Raw genomic sequence first — 22,027 nt, 5'->3', positions numbered from 1 at the left:
CCCTCCCGCCTGCGGGAGGGGAGAAGAGCGTCCCCCATTCCTACCCCCGCATCGTCCCCGTATCGATGAACCGCTGGTGCCAGGCCAGCGCCTCCCCCGGCAGCATCGGCGACTGCAACCCGTACGACCCCGCCATCGCCCGCCGGAAATAGTCCTTCAGCATCGGCCGGAAGTCCGGATGCGCGCACTTCTCCATGATGACCTCCGCCCGCTGCCGGGGCGCCAGCCCGCGCAGGTCGGCCAGACCCTGCTCGGTCACGATCACCTGCACGTCCTGGTCGATATGGTCGACATGGCTGCAATGCGGCACGATGGCAGAAATCGCCCCGCCCTTGGCCGTCGAGGGCGTCATGAAGATCGACAGGAAGGCGTTGCGCGCGAAATCGCCCGACCCGCCGATGCCGTTCTGGATGCGCGACCCCATCAGATGCGTCGAATTGACGTTGCCGTAGATGTCCGCCTCGATCAGCCCGTTCATCGCGATGCAGCCCAGCCGCCGCACCAGTTCGGGATGGTTGCTGATCTCTTGCGGCCGCAGGATGATGCGGTCCCGGTACCGCCCCATGTCGGCGTTCAGCCGCGCCGCCGCCTCCGGGCTGAGCGACAGGGACGTCGCGCTCGCCATGCGCAGCTTGCCCGCGTCGAGCAGGTCCAGCATCCCGTCCTGGATCACCTCGGTAAAGGCGACCATATTGTCGAACGGCGCATCGATCAGGCCGGTCAGCACCGCATTGGCGATATTCCCCACCCCCGATTGCAGCGGCAGCAGCGACGCGGGCAGGCGGCCCTTCCTCACCTCATGGCCCAGAAATTCCAGCAGATGCCCGGCAATCGCCCGCGCCTTGCCGTCCGGCGCCTTGAAGGGGGCGTTGCGGTCCGGCGCGTCGGTCTCCACCACCGCGATCACCTTGCCGGGATCGCAGCGGAAGGTCGGCTGGCCGATGCGCTGGTCGGCGCGCACCAGCGGAATGGGCACGCGATGCGGCGGCAGCGCCGTGCCGTAATAAATATCGTGCATCCCCTCCAGCGCGGGGTTCTGCCAGCGATTGACCTCCAGGATCACGCCCTTCGCCCGGTCGATCCACGTCTTGTTGTTGCCGACCGAGGCGGACGGGATCAGTTCGCCGTCGGCGGCGATCCCCGTCACCTCGATCACGGCGATGTCCAGATCGCCCAGAAAACCCTGCCACGCCATCGGCGCGACCTGGCTCAGATGCATGTCGAAATATTGCATATGCCCGCTGTTGATCCGCTCGCGGGCGATGGGGTCGCTATTATAAGGCAGGCGGAACTCCACGCCGTCGGCCTGCGCCAGCGCGCCGTCCAGTTCCGGGCCGGTCGACGCGCCGGTCCACACCTTGACCCGGAAAGGCTCGCCCGCCGCATGGGCGCGGGTCATCCGCTCCGCCAGCGCCAGCGGCACCGCCTTGGGATAGCCCGACCCGGTAAAGCCGCTCATCCCCACGGCCATGCCGTCCTGGATCAGCGCCGCGGCCTCCTGCGCCGTGCGGCGCCTGGCGGCCAGCCCGGCATGGGCGATGCGGTTCGACATGGGGCATCCTTCTCCGATTGCTGCCGGAGGGCATCTGGCTTTTCCGCCATGGAGACAATAAGGATAAGCCGCACAATATCCGTGCGAGTTCCGTTCAAATGTCGGACCTGTTGATCGCCCTGCGGACATTCGTCCGCCTCTGCGAAAAGCCCAATTTCTCCCGCGTGGCCAGGGAATTGCACGCCAGCCACACCACCATCGCCCGCCGCCTCGACCAGGTGGAGGCGCATTTCGGCGCGGTCCTCTTCCACCGCACCACCCGCAGGTTGATCGCCACGCCCGAAGCCGACCGCCTGCTGGTCCACGCCCGCGCCATGCTGGACGCGCTGGAGGGGGCGGAACGGGATTTCGGCCCCGTGCGGGGCGAACCGGGCGGGCTGGTCCGCATCGGCTTCACCACCGCGCTCGGCCTCCATTATGTGGAGCGTCTGGGCGAACTGACCGCCCGCTATCCCGCGCTCCAGTTGGATTGCGCCATGACCGACTGGCAACGCGACATGGTGGAAGACCGGCTGGACCTTGCCCTGCGCGTCGGCCCGGTCGGCAACGACAGGCTGGTGGTCCATCCGCTGGGCAGGCTGCCCCGCCTGCTGGTGGCGCGGCCCGCCTATCTCGCCGCGCACGGCATGCCCGCCTCCGCCGAAGACCTTTCCGCCCATCAATGCATCGCCTATGCCTATGGCGACGTGCCCGCGCGCTGGACGATCGACGGGCGGGAAAGGGTGGCGGCCGGCGCCTTCCGCAGCGACAGCAGCGAAGCCGTCCACCGGGCCGCGCTCAGCGGCCTCGGCATCGCCCTGCTCCCCGCCGTGCGGGTGCGGGACGATATAGCGGCGGGGCGACTGGCGCCGGTCCTGCCCGACAGCCACATCGCCCCGCTCGACATAGCGGCCGTCCACCCCTCCCACAAAAGCCTGGCCCCCAAGGCGCGGGTGGTGCTGGATTTTCTGAAAGCCAAGTTTCCGGGCGAACCGATTTCGTACCCGCCCCAAATGTAGCGTGTTCCTGCCTGCGCAGGAACACGGAAAACGGTAAAAGGCCGAAGCCCTTACCGCTCCACCCCCTTGGCCTTCCCCCACGCCCGCGCCGCCGTATAGCCCAGATAGCCCGTCCCGAAGAGGGCATAGAGCGGCTCCGGCAGGGCGTTGAAATAGGCCCGCATCGCCCGAATGATCCCCGCCGCCACGTCGGGCCGCACCCCGCCAATAAGCCCCAGCGGCACCGACCACAGCAGCAACCCGTACATGACATAGAGAAAGGCCGGCCGCGCCCGCAGCGTCCACCGATCCCCCGCGATTCGCCTGCGTGAAGAGGTCATGCTCCCTCTCCTAACCAATGCGGTTGGCGAGCCAGCCGTAAAGAAAGGCCTCGTTGGCGGGCCTGCTCTCGGCCAGCGCCAGATAGCGCTCGCCCTGGAGCGCTTCGAGCGCCTTGAGCAGCACCTTCTCGCCCGCCCGCCCGCGAACGGCCAGAAAGGCCCCCAGCGCTGCGATCGTCTTCGCGCCCACGGCCTGGTCCACCTTCAGGTCGGGATAGTCCCGCCCGTTGCGGTTGAGCGCGTTCAACGCCCGTTGCAGAAAGCCGCCGGCAGTGCCCGGCCCCATGTTCACCGCCGTGTCGAACAGCTCCTCCGCCACGGCCGGCGCCAGTTCGGCGACGAAGGCGAAGCCCGGCCTTTCCCAATAGAGCCTGCGATAGATCGCCTCGGCGACCGTCCGGGGCATCGCCCGCATGTCGCCGCCATAGCCGTTCGCCCGCGCCACGGCCTGGGTGATGCCGAAATGAGTGGGTCCGCCGCGATCCGCCGGATGGTTGCTGTAACCACCCTCCCGCGCGATGACCTCGTCGATCAGAGCCGCAATATCCATGAAACGCCCTCCTGTTGCGGAAAGGCGGATCATTTATCCCATTTGGTTATCTGTAGGACAGCCAAAAAGCGGCGACGCAGGCGAAATGAAGAAAATGGAAAAAGGCCGGCAGGCCGGAAAAGGCCCTGCCGGAAATTTGGTCGGGACGAGAGGATTCGAACCTCCGACCCCCACACCCCCAGTGTGATGCGCTACCAGGCTGCGCTACGTCCCGACCGGAGCGGCGCAATTAGAAGCAGTTTGGCGAATATGCAAGCCATTCGATGCAGGCTTTTTGCGCATTCGTCCCAAAGCCTAATCATGTTGCCTCCGCCGTGCGATCTGTGTTAGCCGCGCGCCTTTGATCGGTGGGCGTTTATCCGGCGCCCGCGACTGGACAAGACAATAAGGCGAAAGTCCCAACCATGTTCATATCTCCAGCCTTTGCCCAGACCGCGGGCGGGGAATCCTCCGGCGCCTCCATGCTGGTTCAGATGGCCCCGCTGGTCCTCATCTTCGTCGTCTTCTATTTCCTGCTGATCCGTCCGCAGCAGAAGAAGATGAAGGAGCACAAGGCCAAGATCGACGCCGTGAAGAAGGGCGACCAGGTCGTGACTGGCGGCGGTCTGGTCGGCAAGGTGGTCCGCGTCGACGAATTCTACGCCGATGTCGAACTGGCGCCGGGCATGAAGGTGAAGGCGGTGAAGTCCACCCTGACCGACGTGATCGACCCCGCCACCGCCAAGCCCGCGAACGACTGAGCCGCACGCATGCTGAACTTCCCTCGCTGGGCTGTCGTCGCGATCCTGCTGCCGCTGCTGATCGGCATAGCCTGCGCCGTGCCGAGCTTCCTGCCGGATTCGGTGGTCGGGCAACTGCCGAAATTCATGCAGACCCGCGTGAACCTGGGCCTCGACCTGTCGGGCGGCAGCCACCTGCTGCTCGAAGCCTCGACCCAGGACGTGGCGAAGCAGCGCATCGCCAATATGGAGGAGCAGGTCCGCACGGAACTGCGCCGGGGCGACACGAAGATCGCGATCGGCGACATTTCCAGCCGCGACGGGAAATTGAGCTTCATGGTGCGCAACCCGTCGCAGGTCGACGCCGCCGTGGAACGCATCCGGCCGCTGACCCAGGGTGCGGGCCTCACCGGCCAGCGCGATTTCAATGTGGAGGTGGTGAACAGTTCCACCATCGTCATCACGCCGACCAAGGCGGGCATCGACAACGCCGTCAAGAGCACGATGGAAGTCGCGACCGAGGTGATCCGCAAGCGCATCGACGAAATGGGCACGCGCGAACCCACCATCCAGCAGCAGGGCGACAACCGCATCGTCGTGCAGGTGCCCGGCCTTCAGGATCCCAAGGCGCTCAAGGACCTGCTCGGCCAGACCGCGAAGCTGGAATTCAAGCTGGTCGACGTCAACGCCAACCCCGCCGAAGTCGCGCAGGGCCGCGCGCCGGTCGGCAGCGAAGTGCTGCCCTACCCGACCAACCCCGCCGGACCGCCGGTGATCGCCGTCTATCGGCAGGTCATGGTGTCGGGCGAAGACCTGACCGACGCGCAGCAGGGCTATGACCAGACCGGCAACCAGCCGATTGTCAACATCCGCTTCAACGGCGCGGGCGGGCGCAAATTCGGCCAGGTGACGTCGCAGAACGTCAACCGCCCCTTCGCCATTATCCTGGACGGCCAAGTGCTGTCCGCCCCCAACATCAACGAACCGATCCTGGGCGGCAGCGCGCAGATCAGCGGCAGCTTCACCGTCGAAAGCGCCAACCAGCTTGCGATCGCGCTGCGCTCGGGCAAGCTGCCTGTGAACTTCGTTGTGGTGGAGGAACGCACGGTCGGGCCGCAGCTTGGCGCCGATTCGATCCGCGCCGGCCTGATGGCCTCGGTCATCGCCGTCGCCGCCGTCGCCGCCTTCATGTTCGTCAGCTACGGCCGCTTCGGCATGTACGCCAACCTCGCCGTCGCCATCAACGTGCTGGTGATCCTGGGCGTGATGGGCATATTGGGCGCGACGCTGACGCTGCCGGGCATTGCCGGCTTCGTGCTGACCATCGGCACGGCGGTCGACGCCAACGTGCTGATCTACGAACGCATCCGCGAGGAGCGGCGGCGCGGCCGCGGGGTCGTGCAGGCCATCGAACATGGCTATAAGGAAGCCAGCCGCACCATCTTCGAGGCAAATGTGACCCACGCCATTGCCGGCGGCATCATGCTCGCTCTGGGGTCGGGTCCGGTCAAGGGCTTCGCGATCGTGCTGCTCATCGGCATCGCGACCAGCGTGTTCACCGCCGTCACCTTCACGCGCCTGCTGGTGTCGCGTTGGGTCCGCGCCAAGCGCCCGACCGAAATCCACATCTGACGGGCGGAGAGAAACATGAAACTGCTTAAGCTCGTCCCGGACAACACCAATATCGGCTTCGTCAAGCTGCGCCACTGGGCCTTTGCCCTGACGGCGCTGCTGACGGTGCTGGCGGTCGGCGCGACCTTCTACAAGGGGCTGAACCTGGGCGTCGACTTCGTCGGCGGCCTGATGATAGAGGCGAAGTTCGAAACCCCGCCGCAAACCGACCGGGTGCGCAGCGTGATCGACCGGCTGGGCGTGGGCGACGGCTCGCTCCAGCAGTTCGGCGATCCGAAAACGGTGCAGATCCGCCTCCCTCTGCCGGAACAGGGCGGCGCGGGCGCGGCCAACGCCATCGTCGAAAAGGCGCGCAAGGCGATGACGGCCGAATTCCCCGGCGTCACCTTCTCCCGCTACGACACGGTGTCGGGCAAGGTGTCGGGCGAACTGATCCAGAACGGCGTGCTGGCGGTGATGCTGGCGGTGATCGGCATCGCGATCTTCTCCTGGTTCCGCTACGAATGGCAGTTCGGCGTCTCGACCTTCGTCGCGATCATGCACGACGTGCTGATGACGCTGGGCTTCTTCGCCATCACCCAGCTCGAATTCGACCTCAACATCGTCGCCGCCGTGCTGACCATCGTGGGCTATTCGATCAACGACAAGATGGTGATCGACGACCGCATCCGCGAAAATATGCGCAAATATCGCAAGATGGACATGAAGGCGCTGATCGACCTGTCGGTCAACGAAACGCTGCCGCGCACGGTCATGACCTCCGTCACCGTGCTGCTGGCGCTGGGCGCGCTGCTGCTGCTGGGCGGCCATGTGCTGCGCGGCTTCACGGCCGCCATGATGCTGGGCATCATCGTCGGCACCTATTCGTCGGTCTATGTCTCCTCCTCGCTGCTGATCAGCCTGGGCCTGTCCCCCGCCACGGCGGAGAAGAAGGCGAGCAAGGCCAATATCGCCGCCCAGGCCGAGCGGATGGGCCCGCGCGACGACGGGGCGCGGCCCTGAACGGCAACCGCTCCGGCATCGAACTGCGCCGCGATGACGCGGGGCAGGGGCCGATCGTCACCGGCTTTTCAGGCCGCGGCTTCCGGGTCAGGGACGATGTCTTTCCCGATGGCCTGCTGCTCTCGCCGGTGCGGGCGCTCGCCTGGCGGGACGCGCCGGCCGTCGACGCGCTGACGGTGGCGCATCTGGGCGACCTGTTCGACCTTGAAATCAAGCCCGAATTCCTGCTGGTCGGCACCGGCGCGGGCCTGCGGCAGCCGCCCCGCGCCTTCGTGCGCGAACTGGAAGGACGCGGCATCGGCGTGGAGGCGATGGACAGCCGCGCCGCCGCCCGCGCCTGGGGCGTGCTGCGCGCCGAGGATCGGTGGATTGTCGCGGCCCTCATGCCGCTTGTCTGAAGGGGCGTCCGCCCCGCCTTGCGCTTTCCTCTTCCTTTGCCTACTCTTGTCGCCAAGTTCCGGCGCTTTTCGGCGCTGGCGAAGAAGAAAAGAGATACGGCCATGGTGCAGCACAGCCGCCCATCGCCGCAGAGTTCCGGCCCGGCCGGCGGAATTTCGGGCAAGGGGGTCCGTTCCGGTCAGGGCAATGGGAGCAAGGCTGCGGCCCTCACCCTGCCTCATCCGCTACGCGGGCGCCGCTCCTACGCGGCCATCGACCTTGGCACCAACAATTGCCGCCTGCTGATCGCCAAGCCTTCGGCGGACGGCTTCGTCGTCATCGACGCCTTTTCGCGAATCGTGCGGTTGGGGGAGGGGCTTGCCGCCTCCGGCCGGATCAGCGACGCAGCCATAGAAAGGGCGATTTCCGCCCTGTCCGTCTGCGCCGACAAGCTGCGCCGCCGGCACGTCACCCTGGCCCGCTCGGTCGCGACGGAGGCGTGCCGCCGCGCCTCCAACGGGGCCGAATTCATCCAGCGCGTCTATCGCGAAACCGGCATCGCCCTCGACATCATCAGCGCGCAGGAGGAGGCGCGGCTGGCGGTGCTGGGCTGCCACGCGCTGCTGGAGCCGGGCGACGGCCCCGCGCTCATCTTCGACATTGGCGGCGGATCGACCGAACTGGTGCTGGTGAACGCCAACAGCGCCGGCGCGCCGCACATCGTCGATTGGGTGAGCGCGCCCTGGGGCGTGGTCTCCCTGACGGAAAGCGAACCCTTCGACCATGCCGACCCCCTGGACCGGCTGGCGGCCTATGCCCGGATGCGCGCCCGCGTGGCGGATGCCTTCGCGCCGCTGGCCCGCCGCCTGCCGTCCCCGCAGGCCGATATCCGCCTGCTCGGCACGTCGGGCACGGTGACGACGCTCGCCAGCCTGCATCTCGACCTGCCGCGCTACGACCGGCAGGCGATCGACGGGCTGATCGTGCCGTCGACGTCGATGCGGGCGATTTCGGCGCGGCTGTCCTCCATGCCCCTGGCGGAGCGGCAGAAGCTGCCCTGCATCGGTACGGAGCGGGCCGACCTGGTCGTGGCGGGCTGCGCCATATTGGAATCCATCCTCGACATCTGGCCCGCCCAGCGCCTGGGCGTGGCCGATCGCGGCATTCGCGAGGGCATATTGCGCGGCCTGATGGACCGCGACGGAGTGAAGATGTGAGAGGCCCCCTGTGAGAGGTACCGGTGCCGGCAAGGTGCGGGTCAAGACGGCAAAGGGGCGGACGGCGCAGTCCACCCGCTGGCTCGAACGACAGTTGAACGACCCCTATGTCCGCCGCGCCAAGGCGGAAGGGTGGCGCAGCCGCGCCGCCTTCAAGCTGATCGAGCTGGACGAGAAGTTCCATTTCCTGAAGGGTTCCCGCGCCGTGGTCGACCTGGGCGTGGCGCCGGGCGGCTGGGCGCAGGTGGTGCGGAAACTCTGCCCCAAGGCGAAGGTGGTGGGCATCGACCTGCTGCCGACCGATCCCATTCCGGGCGTCGCCCTGTTCCAGATGGACTTCATGGACGACAAGGCGCCCGCCTTGCTGGCCGAGGCGCTGGGCGACGCGCCCGATCTCGTCATTTCCGACATGGCGGCCAACACCGTGGGTCATGCGGCGACCGACCATCTGCGCACCATGGGCCTGGTTGAGGCGGCGGCGATGTTCGCCGTCGAAAACCTGCGCAAGGGCGGCACTTTCGTGGCCAAGGTGTTCGCGGGCGGCACCGACGCCGACCTGCTGGCCATCCTCAAGAGGCATTTCACCACGATCAAGCACGCCAAGCCCCCCGCCAGCCGCAAGGGCAGCGTCGAATGGTATGTCGTGGCCCAAGGCTTCAAGGGACGGCCCGAAGAAGGCTGATCGGGCGGAGCCGACCGATCGTTACGCCAAGCCATTGAAAAAACCCCGTGTTCCTGCGAAGGCAGGAGCATGGCGGGGCTGGACCCATTGGGGCGCAGGGGGAACATCATTGGTTTCGACGGTATCGACGGTCGCCTATCTGGGGCTGGAAGCGCGCGGCGTGGAGGTTCAGTGCCAGCTCGTTCCCGGCCTTCCCAATTTCATCGTCGTCGGCCTGCCGGACAAGGCGGTCGCGGAAAGCCGGGAACGGGTGCGCAACGCCATCGCGGCCATCGGCCTTTCGCTGCCGCCCAAGCGGATCACCGTGAACCTCTCGCCCGCCGACCTGCCGAAGGAGGGGTCGCATTTCGACCTTCCCATCGCGCTGGCGCTGCTGGGCGCCATGGGCGTGATCGATGCCGAGACGCTGGCGGGCTATGTCGTCGTGGGGGAACTGGGGCTGGACGGCCGCATCGCCCCCACGCCCGGCGTGCTGCTCGCCGCGCTCCATGCGGGGGAGCGGGAACTGGGCCTGGTCTGTCCGGTGGCGCAGGGCGCGGAAGCCGCCTGGGCCGGTCAGGTGGAGGTGATCGCCGCGCCCGACCTGCTGGCCATCCTCAACCATTTCAAGGGCACCGCCGCCCTCTCGCCCCCGCGCCCCGGCGAGGTGGAGCCGCCCGTCCGGACCGCCGACCTGCGGCAGGTCAAGGGGCAGGAAAGCGCCAAGCGCGCGCTGGAGATCGCGGCGGCGGGCGGCCATAATCTGCTGATGGTCGGCCCGCCCGGCGCGGGCAAGTCGCTGATGGCGAGCTGCCTGCCCGGCATCCTGCCCGAACTGACGCCGGGCGAGGCGCTGGAAACCTCCATGGTGGCGAGCGTCGCCGGCATGCTGGAGGGCGGCCGGATCAGCCGCGCCCGCCCCTTCCGCAATCCGCATCACAGCGCGTCCATGGCGGCGCTGGTCGGCGGCGGGCACAAGGCGCGGCCGGGCGAGGTCAGCATGGCGCATCTGGGCGTGCTGTTCCTCGACGAACTGCCCGAATTCCAGAGGACCGTCCTGGACTCGCTGCGCCAGCCGCTGGAGACGGGGGAAGTCACCGTGGCGCGGGCCAATGCGCATGTCACCTTCCCGGCGCGGGTGCAGCTGGTGGCGGCGATGAACCCCTGCCGCTGCGGCCATCTGGGCGATCCGGCGCTGGCCTGTTCCCGCGCCCCGCGCTGCGCGGCGGACTATCAGGCCAAGGTGTCGGGACCGCTGCTCGACCGCATCGACCTGCATGTGGAGGTGCAGGCGGTGACGGCGGCGGACCTGGTCCTGCCCCCTCCCGCCGAAGGATCGGCCGAGGTCGCGGCCCGCGTCGCGGCGGCGCGGGCGGTGCAGACGCGCCGTTACGAAGGGACTTTGCTGCGCACCAATGCCGAGGTGGATGGAGAGCGGCTGGAGGACGTCGCCGGGCCGGATCAGGCCGGCCGCGAATTGCTGGCGCAGGCGGCCGCGGCGATGAAGCTGTCGGCGCGGGGCTATACCCGCGTGCTGCGCGTGGCGCGCACCATCGCCGACCTGGCCGGCGCCGAGCGGGTCGGGCGCGTCCATGTGGCGGAGGCGCTCAGCTACCGGCGGCGGGCCCCGGTGAACTGACGGCGCATTCCGCCCGCCGGCGCGCCCTCGCTCAGGGCTTGCCGCGTTCCGCCATCACCACGTCCATGTCGGCCATGGCCAGCCGCAGCAATTCCACCATGCTGCTGCGCGCTGCGGCGGTGTCGCGGGCGGCGATGGCCTGATAGACCGCCTCGTGATCGGGCAGGGGATCGCGCGGCAGCAGCTTCTTGCGATGCTTGAAGGTGGTGGTCCAACCCACCGCCGCTCCCACCGAACTGGCCAGTGCGGCGAGCGCGTCATTATGCGTCGCCGCCAGCACCGCATGGTGGAAACGCTGGTCCGCCGCCCGCCCCTCCGGCGTCGAAAGGCCGTGCTTTCCCATCTCGTCCAGCGCCTGCGCCATGACGGCCAGTTGCTCGTCGGTCCGCCGCCGCGCCGCGAATTCGGCCGCCGCCGGCTCGATCACCCCGCGCAGTTCGAACAGGTCGCGGATGAAGTCGCGGTCCGGTTCCCCCGCGAACATCCAGGCCAGCATTTCCGGGTCCAGCACGTTCCATCGGCTGCGCGGCAGCACGCGGGTTCCGGCCTTGGGCCGGCTTTCCAGCATCCCCTTGGCGATCAGGATGCGCACCGCCTCCCGATAGGCGGTGCGGGACACGCGGAGCCGCTCCGACGCCTCTATCTCCCCCTCGAACAGGTCGCCGGGCTTGTGGGTTCCCATCAGGATCGCCGTGCCCAATTGCCGGGCGATGGCCTGGTGGATGCGAAGCGAGCCTTCGTCCGTAGCTATCTTGCGTTCCGTTACGTCCTTGCGCTCGCTTTCCAATGTTCAGGCCCCCCTGTTCAGTCGTCGAAGGCCGTCGTAGGGCAATGCCGGCCACAAAGGAAGGCGTCCGCCACCAATCGCAACGGCGCGATGTCCGCGTCGATCGCCCGGTCCGCGACCAGCCCGACGAAGCGGCGGTACATGGCCGGATATTCCTCGTCCGGCGCCTTGATCTGGACTTCGCCGTCCAGGCGCAGCGTGTTGCCGCCCTCCGACAGCAGCAGGCTGCCGTTCGCCGTCTCGACCGCGATGTCCCAGGTCTGCGGGCCGGTCTGGCGCCAGTCGAACAGGGCCTCCACCGCCGCGCCCGAAGCCGTCGCCATGCTGAGCGCCGCGCCGATGGGCGCGTCCTTGTTCTCCGGCACTTCCAGCCTGGCCGACAGCATCGTCACCGGCTCCGGCACGATCTCCGTCAGGATCGACAGGGCGTTGATGCCCGGATCGAACACGCCGAAGCCGCCCGCTTCCCAGATCCAGGGCTGGCCCGGATGCCAGTGACGGACATCCTCGCGCCACTGGATGTCGATGCGGCGGATCGCGCGCGACGCCATCCACGCCTTCGCCTGCGCGACCGCGGCGGCATGGCGGCTGTGCCAGCTTGCATAGAGGGTGACGCCCTGCGCCCCGGCAAGGGCGATCAGCGCCTCCACTTCCGACACGGTGGCGCCCGGCGGCTTTTCCAGGAAGACATGCTTGCCCGCGAGGATCGCCTGCCGCGCCGCCTGGTAGCGGACCTGCGGCGGCTGGCAGAGGATGACGGCGTCCATGTCCGCCTCCCCGGCCAGCATCGCGTCCAGATCGGGATAGTTGTTCAATCCCTCTCCCTGCGCATTGCGGCTGGCGACGGCGACCAGCTCTATGCCGTCGGTCCTCGCAATGGCGGGAAGATGCTGGTCGCGGGCGATCTTGCCCAGCCCGACAAGGCCTGCCCGGATGGTCATAGGACTTTCACCCTTGCCAGGCCTTCGTCCGCCGCACGGCGCAGGCCGTTGCGCACCGGCAGGGTGAAGGGCGCGGCCTCCACCTCGAACACGTCGCCTTCCCGCGCAGCGAAGCCGTCCGAAAAGGAGAGGGTGGCGGTGCCGAAGAAATGGACATGGATGTCGCCCGGACGACGGAACAGGCCATATTTGAAATGATGATGTTCCAGATTGCCGATCCGGTGCGACATGTTGGCCTCGCCGGAAAGGAAGGGCCTTTCCCAGACCGTCTCGCCATCGCGGACGATGCGGCTGGTGCCGCGCAGGTCGTCGGGCAGGTCGCCCAGCAGCAGTTCCGGCCCCAGCGCGGCCTGACGCAGCTTGCTGTGCGCGAGCCAGAGATAATTGCCGCGTTCGGTGACATGATCGGAAAATTCATTGCCCAGGGCAAAGCCCAGCCTGACCGGCGCGCCGTCCGCGTCGATCAGGTAGATGCCGGCGACCTCCGGCTCCTCCCCGCCATCCTCCGCGAAGGCGGGCATGGCGAAATCCTCGCCGGGATGGACCAGTGTCCGGCCGTCGCCCTTGTAGAACCATTCGGGCTGCGCGCCGATGCCGCCGTCGGCGGGCTTGCCGCCCTCCACGCCCATCAGGAACATGCGCATGCTGTCGGTCAGATCGCCCGACGCGGCCGCCTTGTGCATCTTGTCGCGGCCCTCCGCCGATCCGAGGTGGGTAAGGCCCGTGCCCGCGACCAGCAGATGCGCGGCATCCTCATGGTCGATGGGGCAGAGCAGCCGGACGGCGGAAAGGTCCACCGTCCCGCCCAGCCGCGCTTCGGCCATGGCGGCCAGGCCTTGCCCCGCCGCGATCGCCTCCAGCGCCAGCGCGCGGGTGGAATCCGCGCCCTCCACCCGCCGGGCCGCGCCGGTTCCGTCAAGGGCGGCGACGCCGCGGCGGCCGCCCTCCTCGAACTGGACCAGCGAACGGATCATGGATGGCGTCCCGGACAGGCTCACCGGGCGATCTCCAGCCTGCCTTCGACGCGGCGGTTGAGCTTCCACGGATTGGCGGCCTGGAGGGCGGGCGGCAGCACCGCGTCGGCCACGTCCTGGTAACAGACCGGGCGCAGGAAGCGCATCATCGCCAGCGTGCCCACGGACGTCGAACGGCCGTCGGAGGTGGAGGGGAAGGGGCCGCCATGCACCATGGCATGGGTGACTTCCACCCCGGTCGGCCAGCCGTTCGCCAGCACGCGCCCGACCTTGCGGGACAGGGTGGGCAGCAGCTTCGCGGCATCGGCCTGGTCGCCGTCGTCCATCTGGAGCGTCGCGGTCAACTGCCCCTCCATCCGGGCGATGGTGTCGATGACCTCCTCGATCGTCGCGCATTTGACGAGGATGGAGGAGGAACCGAACACTTCATGCGCCAGCGCCGGATTGGCGCGGAACTGCTCGCCGCTGGCGGCGAACAGCGCATGCTGGCCGCGATGGACGCCGTCCGCCGCCATGCCGCGGGCGATGGTGGTGACGCCCTCCGCCCCGGCCAGCGCCGCGACGCCCTTTTCATAGGCGGCGTGGATGCCGGGCGTCAGCATGACCTGCGCCGCATTGCCCGACAGCGCTTGGGCGGCCGAAGCGACGAAACGGTCCAGGTCGGGGCTGTCGAGCGCGATCACCAGTCCGGGATTGGTGCAGAACTGGCCCGAAAACAGCGTCAGCGACCCGACGAAGGCGGTGCCCAGCGCTTCGGCGCGGGCGGCGAGCGCGCCGGGCAGCAGCACGACCGGGTTGATGCTCGACATTTCGGCATAGACCGGGATCGGCTCCTTGCGCTCGGCCGCGATCTTCATGAGGGCAAGGCCGCCGCCCCGCGACCCGGTGAAGCCCACCGCCTTGATGCGCGGATCGGCCACCAGCGCGCCGCCGAGGTCGTTGGTCGTGCCGGGCAGGTAGGAAAACACGCCTTCATGCAGGCCGCTGTCCCTGACCGCCGCGGCGATGGCGCGGGCGACCAGTTCGCCGGTGCCGGGATGGGCCGGGTGGCCCTTCACCACCACCGGGCAACCCGCCGCGAAGGCCGATGCGGTGTCGCCGCCCGCGACCGAGAAGGCGAGCGGGAAGTTGGACGCGCCGAACACGGCGACGGGACCGACCGGCTGGTTGACGCGGCGCAGGTCGCTGCGCGGCAGCGGCTGGCGCTCCGGCAATGCCTTGTCGATGGTGGCGTCCAGCCAGTCGCCCTGGCGCACATAGCCTGCGAACAGGCGAAGCTGGCCGACGGTGCGGCCCCGCTCGCCCTCCAGCCGCCCGCGCGGCAGGCCGGTCTCGCTCATGGCGGTGGTGATCAGCAGGTCGCCAATGGCCATGATCCCGTCGGCCACCGCCTCCAGAAAGGCGGCGCGGGCGTCGGGCGTCAGCGTGGAGAAGCTCTCGAACGCGGCATCGGCCAGCGCGCAGGCGTCCGCGACATCGGCGGCCGAGGCGTTGTGAAAGGCGATCCCGCCCTTCGCGCCGGTCGACGGGTCGATGGCGAAGAAGGGCTCGCCGCCCTGGCGCTCGCTCGCGCCGACAAGAATGGCTCCGTTGAACATGGGGATAAACTCCGAAATGGGATTAATGATTGTCGCGCGGCAGGCCCATGGTCTGGGCGATGCGCTGATATTTCTCCGCCCCTTCCAGGATCGCGCCGGTGTTCAGCTGGCCGACGACGGAGCGCTGGATTTCCTGCCACGGCGTCTGCGAGGCGGGATATTTATAGCCCCCCTCCGCCTCCAGCGCCGCCCGGCGGCCGGCCAGTTCCTCGTTTGAAATGAGGACGTTCACCGTGCCCTTGTTCAGGTCCATGCGCACCCGGTCGCCGGTCCGCAGCAGCGCCAGGCCGCCCATGGCCGCCGCTTCGGGCGAGGCGTTGAGGATGGAAGGACTGCCCGAAGTCCCCGACTGCCGCCCGTCCCCGATGCAGGGCAGGGCGGACACGCCCTCGGTGATGAGGTAGGCGGGCGGCCGCATGTTCACCACCTCCGCCGCGCCCGGATAGCCGACCGGGCCGGCGCCGCGCATGAACAGCAGCGTGTCGGGCGTGATGCCGACGGCCGGATCGTCGATCCGCGCATGATAATCCTCCGGCCCGTCGAACACGACCGCCGGCCCTTCAAAGGCGTTGGGATCTTCCGGATTGGACAGATAACGCTCCCGGAACTCGTCCGAAATCACGCTGGTCTTCATCACCGCCGCGTCGAACAGATTGCCCGACAGCACCAGGAACCCGGCATCCTCCTTCAGCGGCCGGGCGAAGGGACGGATGACCTTCTCATCCTCGATCTCCACGCCCCGGCAATTCTGACCCATGGTCTTGCCGTTGACGGTTATCGCCCCCTCGCGGATCAGGCCCTGTTCGATAAGCTGGCCCACCACCGCCGGCACGCCGCCGGCGCGATAATAATCCTCGCCCAGATATTCGCCGGCGGGCTGGAGGTTCACCAGCAGCGGCACCTTGTGCCCCACCGTCTCCCAATCCTTGAGCGGCAGCTCCACCCCGACATGGCGCGCGATCGCCGCCAGGTGGATCGGCGCATTGGTCGACCCGCCGATGGCGGAGTTCACCACGATGGCGTTGTGGAACGCGTCCAGCGTCAATATGTCGGACGGCTTCAGGTCCTCCGCCACCATCTCGACGATGCGCCTGCCGGTCCGATAGGCGACCTCCTGCCGGTCGCGATAGGGCGCGGGGATCGCCGCCGATCCCGGCAGCATCATGCCCAGCGCCTCGGCCAGCGAGTTCATCGTCGTCGCCGTGCCCATGGTGTTGCAATAGCCGGTCGACGGCGCGGAGGACGCCACCAGCTTGATGAAGCCCTCATCGTCGATCTTGCCCGCCGCCAGCAATTGCCGCGCATGCCAGACGATGGTGCCCGAACCCGTCCGCTCGCCCTTGAACCATCCGTTCAGCATCGGTCCCACCGACAGGGCGATGGCGGGGATGTTCACGGTCGCCGCCGCCATCAGCAACGCGGGCGTCGTCTTGTCGCAGCCGGTGGTCAGCACCACCCCGTCCAGCGGATAGCCGTAGATCGCCTCGACCAGCCCCAGATAGGCCAGGTTGCGGTCCAGCCCCGCCGTCGGCCGCTTGCCGGTTTCCTGGATTGGGTGGACCGGAAATTCCAGCGCGATGCCGCCCATCTCCCGAATGCCCTCGCGCACGCGTTCCGCCAGCACCATATGATGGCGGTTGCAGGGCGACAGGTCGCTGCCGGTCTGGGCGATGCCGATGATCGGCTTGCCGCTGCGCAGTTCCTCCAGGCTCAGGCCGAAATTCAGATAACGCTCCAGATAGAGCGCGGTCATGTCTATATTGTCTGGGTTGTCGAACCAGGCGCGGCTGCGCAGCTTGTCGGCGGGCTTGGACGAATCGCTCATTGGGAAAGGCACCTGTCGAAGAAGATGGTGGATGGATTCCGGGGCAAGTTGACCCGCTCGCCCCTCAGATATACTCATACAAATAGATTTTCAAGGATGCTTCGGACGAAGTGATGAATTTGATGAGCCGCTATGAGGTCGTCGGCGACTGGGGCACCAGCCGCCTGAGGCTGTTCCGCGTGGAGCAGGGCCGCGTGACGGCGCGCCATGACGGCCCCGGCATCGGCGCGGCGGCGGGGCAGGCGGAAGCGGCCTTCGCCGCCGCCATCGGCCCCTGGCTGGAGGAAGCCGCGCCGACGCAGATCCGCCTTTGCGGCATGGCTGGCGCTCGCGACGGCTGGGTGGAGGCGCCCTATGCGGATTGCCCCGCCGACGTCGCCGCCTGGCGGGCGGCGGCGACGCGGTTCGCCTGGCGCGGCGTGCCCGTCGCGATCATGGCGGGCCTCGCCTGCACCGGCGCGAACGGCGCGCCCGATGTGATGCGGGGAGAGGAAACGCAGATATTCGGCGCCATGGCGCGCGATCCGGCGCTGGGGCAGGGCCGCCGCCTGATCGTCCTGCCCGGCACGCACAATAAATGGGCGGTGGTGGAGGATGGCCGCGTCTCCTCCTTCCGCACCATGCCGACGGGCGAGCTTTTCGCACTGCTGCGGGACCGTTCCACCCTGGGCGCGCAGGCCGACCGGCCCGATCCTGCGCGGGAGGCGCAGGGCTTTGCAGAGGGGCTGGCGCGGGCGCAGGAGGGGCGCCCGCTCTCCTCCCTGTTCGCGGCGCGGACCATGCGGCTGCGGGCGGGGCGCCCGGCGGAGTGGGCCGTGGGCTATCTGTCCGGCCTGCTGATCGGGACGGAGATCGCGGAGGTCGCGGACATGCTCGAACAGGCGGACGACATATGGCTCATCGGCGACGGCCGCCTCTCGACGCTCTATGCCGAAGCGCTGGGCAGGCGGGGGCTGGCGGCCCAGGCGCTGGACGGCGACGCCTGCTCGCTGGCCGGGCTGGGCCTTTCTGGGCACCCCCACCATCCCCACGGAGACCCGTCATGACCCTCGACGACCTGCTGGCGCAAGGCGCGCCGCCCATCTGCGCGATCCTGCGCGGCATCCGGCCGCAGGAGGCGCTTGGGATCGGCGCCGCCCTGATCGATGCGGGCGTCCGCATCCTCGAAGTGCCCTTCAACTCGCCTGATCCGCTCGCCAGCATCGCCGCGATGCAGGCCGAATATGGCGACCGGGCGCTGATCGGCGGCGGCACGCTGCTGTCGGTGCGGGCGGTGGAGGAACTGCACGGCGCGGGCGGGCGGATCATGGTGACGCCCAACACCGACATGCAGGTGATCGCAAGGGGCGCCGAACTCGGGCTGGAACTGCTCCCCGGCTTCATGACCCCCAGCGAAGCCTTCGCCGCGATCCAGGCGGGAGCGCGCCGGATCAAGCTCTTTCCCGCCGCCCGTCTCGGCCCCGCTTATGTGAAGGCGCTGAAGGACGTGCTGCCCAAACATGTGGGCGTCTGGGCGGTCGGCGGCGCGGGCGCGGACACGATCGGGGAATGGCTGGCCGCCGGCTGCGAGGGGATCGGCGTCGGCGGCGCGCTCTACCGCCCCGGCGACGGCGCGGCGACGGTCCGGGACCGGGCGGCCGAACTGGTCGCCGCGTGGCGACGGACGCCCTAGGCCGCGTGGACAAATTCGGAATGTCGGGAATGGCCAGTTGCGGTCTTTAGTTCCGTCACCCCGGACTTGATCCGGGGTCCCGCTTTCTTGTCTGAGCGCCCGCCTCGACCAAGGCAGCGGGACCCCGGATCAAGTCCGGGGTGACGAATAGGGGGGAGGGGTGACGAATAGGGGAACGTCCGCTCTCCACGCAAATCACGCAGTCCGGCGAGTCTTGAATTTGTCCACGCTGCCTTGAGCATTTTCAACTTGGCCGTTCACGGTCGACGGCTCGGAAAATGCGACCTCTAAGGGGCGTCACCCCACCTGCCGCGCCTCGTCCCGGTCCAGCATGTCGCGCACCTTGGTCGCCAGCTCCGCATAGGTGAAGGGCTTGGTCAGCAGTTCCACGCCCGGGTCGAGCCGGCCGTGATGGATGATGGCGTTGCGCGCATAGCCGGTGGCGAACAGCACCTTCAGCCCCGGTTGCTGCGCCCGCGCCTGTTGCGCAATGTCGGCCCCGGTCATGCCGCCGGGCAGGATGACGTCGGTGAACAGCAGGTCGATGGATTGCGACGCCGCGTCCAGCGCCCGCAGCGCCGCCGCGCCGTCATTCGCCTCGATCACCCGATAGCCCAGTTCCTTCAGCACGTCGACGGTATAGGCGCGCACCTTGTCGTCGTCCTCGCACACCAGCACCGTCTCGTCGCCGCCGCATATCGGCGGGGTGCGATGCTCAGTGCCTGTGTCATTGTCGGGCAGGGGACCGTAGAAGCGGGGCAGGTAGATCTTGACCGTCGTGCCATGGCCGCTTTCGGAATAGACGCGGATATGCCCGCCCGACTGCTTGATGAAGCCATAGACCATCGACAGGCCCAGGCCAGTGCCCCGTCCGACCTCCTTGGTGGTGAAGAAGGGTTCGATGGCGTGGCTCAGCACCTCTTCATCCATGCCCTCGCCGGTGTCGGACACGCTGATCAGCACATATTGGCCGGGGGAAACCTCCGCCTCCTGCGCGGCATAATCCTCGTCGATATGGGTGTTGGCGACCTCTATGGTCAGCTTGCCGCCGTCCGGCATGGCGTCGCGGGCATTCACCGCCAGGTTCAACAGCGCATTCTCCATCTGGTTGACGTCGATCTCGATTGGCCAGATGCGCGCGCTCTGGATCGTCTCCACCTCTATCGTCTCGCCCAATGTGCGGTTGAGCATGTCCGACATGCCGCTTACCAGCCGGTTGGGGTCGATCCGCTCGGGCGCCAGTGGCTGGCGCCTGGCAAAGGCGAGCAGGCGCTGCGTCAGCAAAGCGGCCCGCTCCGCGCCCGCCATGGCGTTGTCGGCGGCGCGCCGCAGCCGCGCCTGGTCCTGGTTCAGGCCGCGTTGCAGCAGTTCCAGATTGCCGGTGACGATCTGGAGCAGATTGTTGAAATCATGCGCCACGCCGCCGGTCAGCTGGCCCAGCGTCTCCATCTTCTGCGCCTGCCGCAGCGCCTCTTCCGCCTCCGCCAGCGCCCTGGCATGGGCGCGCTGCTCGGTCACGTCGCGGGCGACGCAATAGATAAGGTCGTTTTCCGGCACCGCCGTCCAACTGAAATTGCGGTAGCTGCCGTCCTTCGCCCGGAATCGGTTTTCGAACCGCACCGTCGGCGTGCCCCGCGCCAGCCCGGCGATCTCGCCCTTGGTCTTCTCCAGGTCGTCGGGATGCTCCATCCATTCGGACGTGCGGCCGATCAGTTCCGCCTCGCTCCATCCCAATATGTCGGTCCAGGCCGGACTGGCCGCCAGCCAGGTGCCGTCCCGGTCGGCGACCAGGAAGGGGTCGCGCGCCAGCGCCCATAGCCGGGCGCGGTCGGCCCGCATCTCCTTTTCGGCCAGCACGCGCTTGGTCGTCTCGCTGACGATGCACAGCGCGCCGCCGACGGAGCCGTCCGCCTCGAACACCGGGGAATAGTTGATGTCGAAGAACACCTGTTCGCCCTGTCCGCCGTCCCGCTCGATATAGAAGGGGCGGTCCTTGGCATGCACCGACTGGCCCCGGTCGATGACGGAACGCAGCAGCGGCTCCAGGTCGTCCCACAATTCCGTCCACCCCTCCCGCGCCGGGCGGCCCAGCACGCGGGGATGCTTGTCTCCGATGGTGGGCGCATAGGCTTCGTTATAGAGCGCGCAGAGTTCCGGGCCCCAGAACAGCACGATCTCCGCCTGCGACGACAGCATCAGCCGCACGGTCGACACCAGCGCGGGCGACCAGCCGTTCACCGGCCCCAGCGGCGATCCCGCGTCGATGCGGGCGGTGAGCGCGCCCAATGCGCCCTGGGCGGCGATCATCTCGGCTATGCCCGGCGCGCCGTTCAATCGATTATCCTCGGTCAGCCTGTCCATAGGGCCAGATACGCCTGTCCAACGCTTTGTATCCGTTCATGCAGAAGGCGTTACGACCTTTGTCCATCGTTCCGGGTTATCCTTGCAACGCGCGAAACAAGCGCGCATGGATCGGCGCCATGACCGCGACGACCCTGAGCCGACCCGCCACCGCCGTCCCACGCCCCGCGCCGATCGCGCGCTGGTTGCTGACGGTCGCAGCCCTCGTCTTCTGCATGGTCGTGGTCGGCGGCATCACCCGCCTGACCGAATCCGGCCTGTCGATCACCCAGTGGAAACCGATCACCGGCGCCATCCCGCCGCTGACCCACGACCAATGGATGCAGGCCTTTCGCGACTATCAGAAGATCCCGGAATATCGGCAGTTGCGGCAGGGCATGACGCTGGGCGACTTCCAGTTCATCTTCTTCTGGGAATGGGTGCACCGGCTGCTGGGGCGGCTGATCGGCCTGGCCTTCGCGCTGCCGTTGATCTGGTTCGCGTGGAAAAGGGCGATCCCCCAGGGCTATGGCCTGCGCCTCGTCGCGTTGCTGGCGCTCGGCGGGCTGCAAGGCGCCATCGGCTGGTGGATGGTGGAATCGGGCCTGTCGGTGCGCACCGACGTCAGCCATTACCGGCTGGCGGTGCATCTGCTGACGGCGCTGTTCATCATGGGCGGGCTGATCTGGACCGCGCTCGACCTGCTGACCCGCGCCAAGACTCCCTTCGCCAAGCCCGCCATGCTCCATCCCTTCGCCGTGGTCGCGCTGCTGGCGCTGCTGGCGCAACTGATGTTCGGCGCCTTCACCGCCGGTCTGGACGCGGGCTATGTCTCCAGCACCTGGCCGCTGATGAACGACCATCTGGTGCCGCGGGGGATCGAATGGCTCGGCTCGCTCTGGGCGACCGTCTCCAGCGATCCCTATCTGGTCCATTTCATCCATCGCTGGTGGGCCTGGGTCGTCGCGATCCTGCTGGTCATGCTGGCGCGCATGGCCCGGCAGGCGGGGCAGCGCGGTCCCTCCATCGCGATCAACGCGACGGTCGGCGCGCAGATCGCGCTCGGCATCGCCACGGTCGTCAGCGGCATGGCGCTGCCTCTCGCGGTGCTGCACCAGGCGGTCGGGGCGCTGGTGGTCGCATCGGCCGCCTGGGGCGCCCACGCCCTGGGCGAACGCCGGGGATAGGCGTTGCCATCATGCGAGGGTATTATTTTACCCGT

At 68.2% G+C, this 22,027-nt stretch carries 20 protein-coding genes and 1 tRNA gene; 11 read left to right on the top strand and 10 right to left on the bottom strand.

What is annotated here, in order from left to right; all coding sequences use genetic code 11:
- Positions 1 to 40 precede the first annotated feature (40 nt).
- Complete coding sequence (locus L286_RS36560) at positions 41 to 1,552, bottom strand: acetyl-CoA hydrolase/transferase family protein (protein ID WP_020820666.1); 1,512 nt, start codon at positions 1,550 to 1,552, stop codon at positions 41 to 43.
- 98 nt (positions 1,553 to 1,650) lie between these two features.
- Between L286_RS36560 and L286_RS36555 the strand changes: the two genes are divergently transcribed.
- Complete coding sequence (locus L286_RS36555) at positions 1,651 to 2,550, top strand: LysR family transcriptional regulator (RefSeq protein ID WP_025160726.1); 900 nt, start codon at positions 1,651 to 1,653, stop codon at positions 2,548 to 2,550.
- Positions 2,551 to 2,600: 50 nt separating this feature from the next.
- On the opposite strand, the gene L286_RS0124680 is transcribed toward L286_RS36555, so the two are convergent.
- From L286_RS0124680 to L286_RS36545, 3 genes are all read right to left on the bottom strand, one after another.
- Positions 2,601 to 2,870, bottom strand: coding sequence for a 3TM-type holin (locus L286_RS0124680; RefSeq protein ID WP_020820664.1), 270 nt, complete (start codon positions 2,868 to 2,870; stop codon positions 2,601 to 2,603).
- A gap of 10 nt (positions 2,871 to 2,880) precedes the next feature.
- A complete protein-coding gene (locus tag L286_RS36550; protein WP_007681880.1) occupies positions 2,881 to 3,420 on the bottom strand; it encodes a glycoside hydrolase family 108 protein in 540 nt (179 codons plus the stop codon).
- 137 nt (positions 3,421 to 3,557) lie between these two features.
- Positions 3,558 to 3,634, bottom strand: a tRNA-Pro gene (locus L286_RS36545).
- Between the two features lie 190 nt (positions 3,635 to 3,824).
- Here L286_RS36545 and yajC point away from each other — a divergent pair.
- The 7 genes from yajC (at position 3,825) to L286_RS36510 (ending at position 10,668) form a co-directional block, all read left to right on the top strand.
- Complete coding sequence (gene yajC, locus L286_RS36540) at positions 3,825 to 4,160, top strand: preprotein translocase subunit YajC (RefSeq protein ID WP_007681879.1); 336 nt, start codon at positions 3,825 to 3,827, stop codon at positions 4,158 to 4,160.
- A gap of 9 nt (positions 4,161 to 4,169) precedes the next feature.
- Positions 4,170 to 5,771 (top strand): protein translocase subunit SecD, encoded by a 1,602-nt coding sequence (gene secD, locus L286_RS36535; protein WP_007681878.1) that lies wholly within the window; start codon positions 4,170 to 4,172, stop codon positions 5,769 to 5,771.
- A gap of 15 nt (positions 5,772 to 5,786) precedes the next feature.
- Positions 5,787 to 6,773 (top strand): protein translocase subunit SecF, encoded by a 987-nt coding sequence (gene secF, locus L286_RS36530; RefSeq protein WP_020820663.1) that lies wholly within the window; start codon positions 5,787 to 5,789, stop codon positions 6,771 to 6,773.
- Positions 6,770 to 7,171 carry an Mth938-like domain-containing protein gene (locus L286_RS36525; RefSeq protein ID WP_338010815.1) on the top strand — a complete coding sequence of 134 codons (402 nt, stop codon included), beginning with the start codon at positions 6,770 to 6,772 and terminating at the stop codon, positions 7,169 to 7,171. The genes secF and L286_RS36525 overlap by 4 nt, the downstream gene beginning before the upstream one ends.
- Positions 7,172 to 7,273: 102 nt before the next feature.
- Positions 7,274 to 8,368 carry a Ppx/GppA phosphatase family protein gene (locus tag L286_RS36520; protein ID WP_013039144.1) on the top strand — a complete coding sequence of 365 codons (1,095 nt, stop codon included), beginning with the start codon at positions 7,274 to 7,276 and terminating at the stop codon, positions 8,366 to 8,368.
- 10 nt (positions 8,369 to 8,378) lie between these two features.
- Positions 8,379 to 9,050 carry an RlmE family RNA methyltransferase gene (locus tag L286_RS36515; RefSeq protein ID WP_020820661.1) on the top strand — a complete coding sequence of 224 codons (672 nt, stop codon included), beginning with the start codon at positions 8,379 to 8,381 and terminating at the stop codon, positions 9,048 to 9,050.
- A gap of 109 nt (positions 9,051 to 9,159) precedes the next feature.
- A complete protein-coding gene (locus tag L286_RS36510; RefSeq protein WP_020820660.1) occupies positions 9,160 to 10,668 on the top strand; it encodes a YifB family Mg chelatase-like AAA ATPase in 1,509 nt (502 codons plus the stop codon).
- 31 nt (positions 10,669 to 10,699) lie between these two features.
- Here the strand turns inward: L286_RS36510 and L286_RS36505 are convergent, their stop codons facing one another.
- Genes L286_RS36505 through L286_RS36485 form a run of 5 tightly spaced genes read right to left on the bottom strand, consistent with a single transcriptional unit; the run spans position 10,700 to position 16,793 of the window.
- Positions 10,700 to 11,455 (bottom strand): FadR/GntR family transcriptional regulator, encoded by a 756-nt coding sequence (locus tag L286_RS36505; RefSeq protein ID WP_007686609.1) that lies wholly within the window; start codon positions 11,453 to 11,455, stop codon positions 10,700 to 10,702.
- Positions 11,456 to 11,472: 17 nt separating this feature from the next.
- Positions 11,473 to 12,396, bottom strand: a complete 924-nt coding sequence (locus L286_RS36500) for a Gfo/Idh/MocA family protein (protein WP_020820659.1) — start codon at positions 12,394 to 12,396, stop codon at positions 11,473 to 11,475.
- Complete coding sequence (gene araD1 / locus L286_RS36495; protein WP_021223486.1) at positions 12,393 to 13,370, bottom strand: AraD1 family protein; 978 nt, start codon at positions 13,368 to 13,370, stop codon at positions 12,393 to 12,395. The genes L286_RS36500 and araD1 overlap by 4 nt, the downstream gene beginning before the upstream one ends.
- A gap of 20 nt (positions 13,371 to 13,390) precedes the next feature.
- Positions 13,391 to 14,968, bottom strand: a complete 1,578-nt coding sequence (locus L286_RS36490) for an aldehyde dehydrogenase (NADP(+)) (RefSeq protein ID WP_020820658.1) — start codon at positions 14,966 to 14,968, stop codon at positions 13,391 to 13,393.
- 22 nt (positions 14,969 to 14,990) lie between these two features.
- Positions 14,991 to 16,793, bottom strand: a complete 1,803-nt coding sequence (locus L286_RS36485; RefSeq protein ID WP_020820657.1) for an IlvD/Edd family dehydratase — start codon at positions 16,791 to 16,793, stop codon at positions 14,991 to 14,993.
- 113 nt (positions 16,794 to 16,906) lie between these two features.
- Here L286_RS36485 and L286_RS36480 point away from each other — a divergent pair, with 113 nt between their 5' ends.
- Both L286_RS36480 and L286_RS36475 read left to right on the top strand, forming a co-directional pair.
- Complete coding sequence (locus L286_RS36480; protein WP_020820656.1) at positions 16,907 to 17,839, top strand: 2-dehydro-3-deoxygalactonokinase; 933 nt, start codon at positions 16,907 to 16,909, stop codon at positions 17,837 to 17,839.
- Positions 17,836 to 18,465 (top strand): 2-dehydro-3-deoxy-6-phosphogalactonate aldolase, encoded by a 630-nt coding sequence (locus L286_RS36475; protein WP_007686598.1) that lies wholly within the window; start codon positions 17,836 to 17,838, stop codon positions 18,463 to 18,465. Before L286_RS36480 ends, L286_RS36475 begins: the two co-directional genes overlap by 4 nt.
- A gap of 297 nt (positions 18,466 to 18,762) precedes the next feature.
- Here the strand turns inward: L286_RS36475 and L286_RS36470 are convergent, their stop codons facing one another.
- Complete coding sequence (locus tag L286_RS36470; RefSeq protein WP_020820655.1) at positions 18,763 to 20,826, bottom strand: ATP-binding protein; 2,064 nt, start codon at positions 20,824 to 20,826, stop codon at positions 18,763 to 18,765.
- 119 nt (positions 20,827 to 20,945) lie between these two features.
- Between L286_RS36470 and L286_RS36465 the strand changes: the two genes are divergently transcribed.
- Entirely contained in the window at positions 20,946 to 21,992 is a 1,047-nt protein-coding gene (locus L286_RS36465; protein ID WP_025160931.1) for a COX15/CtaA family protein, read from the top strand.
- The last annotated feature ends 35 nt before the right edge of the window (positions 21,993 to 22,027 follow it).

It is taken from the genome of Sphingobium sp. HDIP04 (assembly GCF_000445085.1).
Taxonomy (GTDB): domain Bacteria; phylum Pseudomonadota; class Alphaproteobacteria; order Sphingomonadales; family Sphingomonadaceae; genus Sphingobium; species Sphingobium indicum.
This window is presented reverse-complemented; position numbering and strand designations above follow the sequence as displayed.

Excerpts from the sequence above, each read along its gene's own strand:
- L286_RS0124680 (WP_020820664.1), bottom strand. The coding sequence starts at position 2,870 with ATGACCTCTTCACGCAGGCGAATCGCGGGGGATCGGTGGACGCTGCGG.
- L286_RS36560 (WP_020820666.1), bottom strand. The coding sequence starts at position 1,552 with ATGTCGAACCGCATCGCCCATGCCGGGCTGGCCGCCAGGCGCCGCACG.
- L286_RS36520 (WP_013039144.1), top strand. The coding sequence starts at position 7,274 with ATGGTGCAGCACAGCCGCCCATCGCCGCAGAGTTCCGGCCCGGCCGGC.
- L286_RS36550 (WP_007681880.1), bottom strand. The coding sequence starts at position 3,420 with ATGGATATTGCGGCTCTGATCGACGAGGTCATCGCGCGGGAGGGTGGT.
- L286_RS36475 (WP_007686598.1), top strand. The coding sequence starts at position 17,836 with ATGACCCTCGACGACCTGCTGGCGCAAGGCGCGCCGCCCATCTGCGCG.
- araD1 (WP_021223486.1), bottom strand. The coding sequence starts at position 13,370 with ATGATCCGTTCGCTGGTCCAGTTCGAGGAGGGCGGCCGCCGCGGCGTC.
- secF (WP_020820663.1), top strand. The coding sequence starts at position 5,787 with ATGAAACTGCTTAAGCTCGTCCCGGACAACACCAATATCGGCTTCGTC.
- L286_RS36465 (WP_025160931.1), top strand. The coding sequence starts at position 20,946 with ATGACCGCGACGACCCTGAGCCGACCCGCCACCGCCGTCCCACGCCCC.
- L286_RS36555 (WP_025160726.1), top strand. The coding sequence starts at position 1,651 with ATGTCGGACCTGTTGATCGCCCTGCGGACATTCGTCCGCCTCTGCGAA.
- L286_RS36500 (WP_020820659.1), bottom strand. The coding sequence starts at position 12,396 with ATGACCATCCGGGCAGGCCTTGTCGGGCTGGGCAAGATCGCCCGCGAC.
- secD (WP_007681878.1), top strand. The coding sequence starts at position 4,170 with ATGCTGAACTTCCCTCGCTGGGCTGTCGTCGCGATCCTGCTGCCGCTG.
- L286_RS36480 (WP_020820656.1), top strand. The coding sequence starts at position 16,907 with ATGAATTTGATGAGCCGCTATGAGGTCGTCGGCGACTGGGGCACCAGC.
- yajC (WP_007681879.1), top strand. The coding sequence starts at position 3,825 with ATGTTCATATCTCCAGCCTTTGCCCAGACCGCGGGCGGGGAATCCTCC.
- L286_RS36485 (WP_020820657.1), bottom strand. The coding sequence starts at position 16,793 with ATGAGCGATTCGTCCAAGCCCGCCGACAAGCTGCGCAGCCGCGCCTGG.
- L286_RS36470 (WP_020820655.1), bottom strand. The coding sequence starts at position 20,826 with ATGGACAGGCTGACCGAGGATAATCGATTGAACGGCGCGCCGGGCATA.
- L286_RS36490 (WP_020820658.1), bottom strand. The coding sequence starts at position 14,968 with ATGTTCAACGGAGCCATTCTTGTCGGCGCGAGCGAGCGCCAGGGCGGC.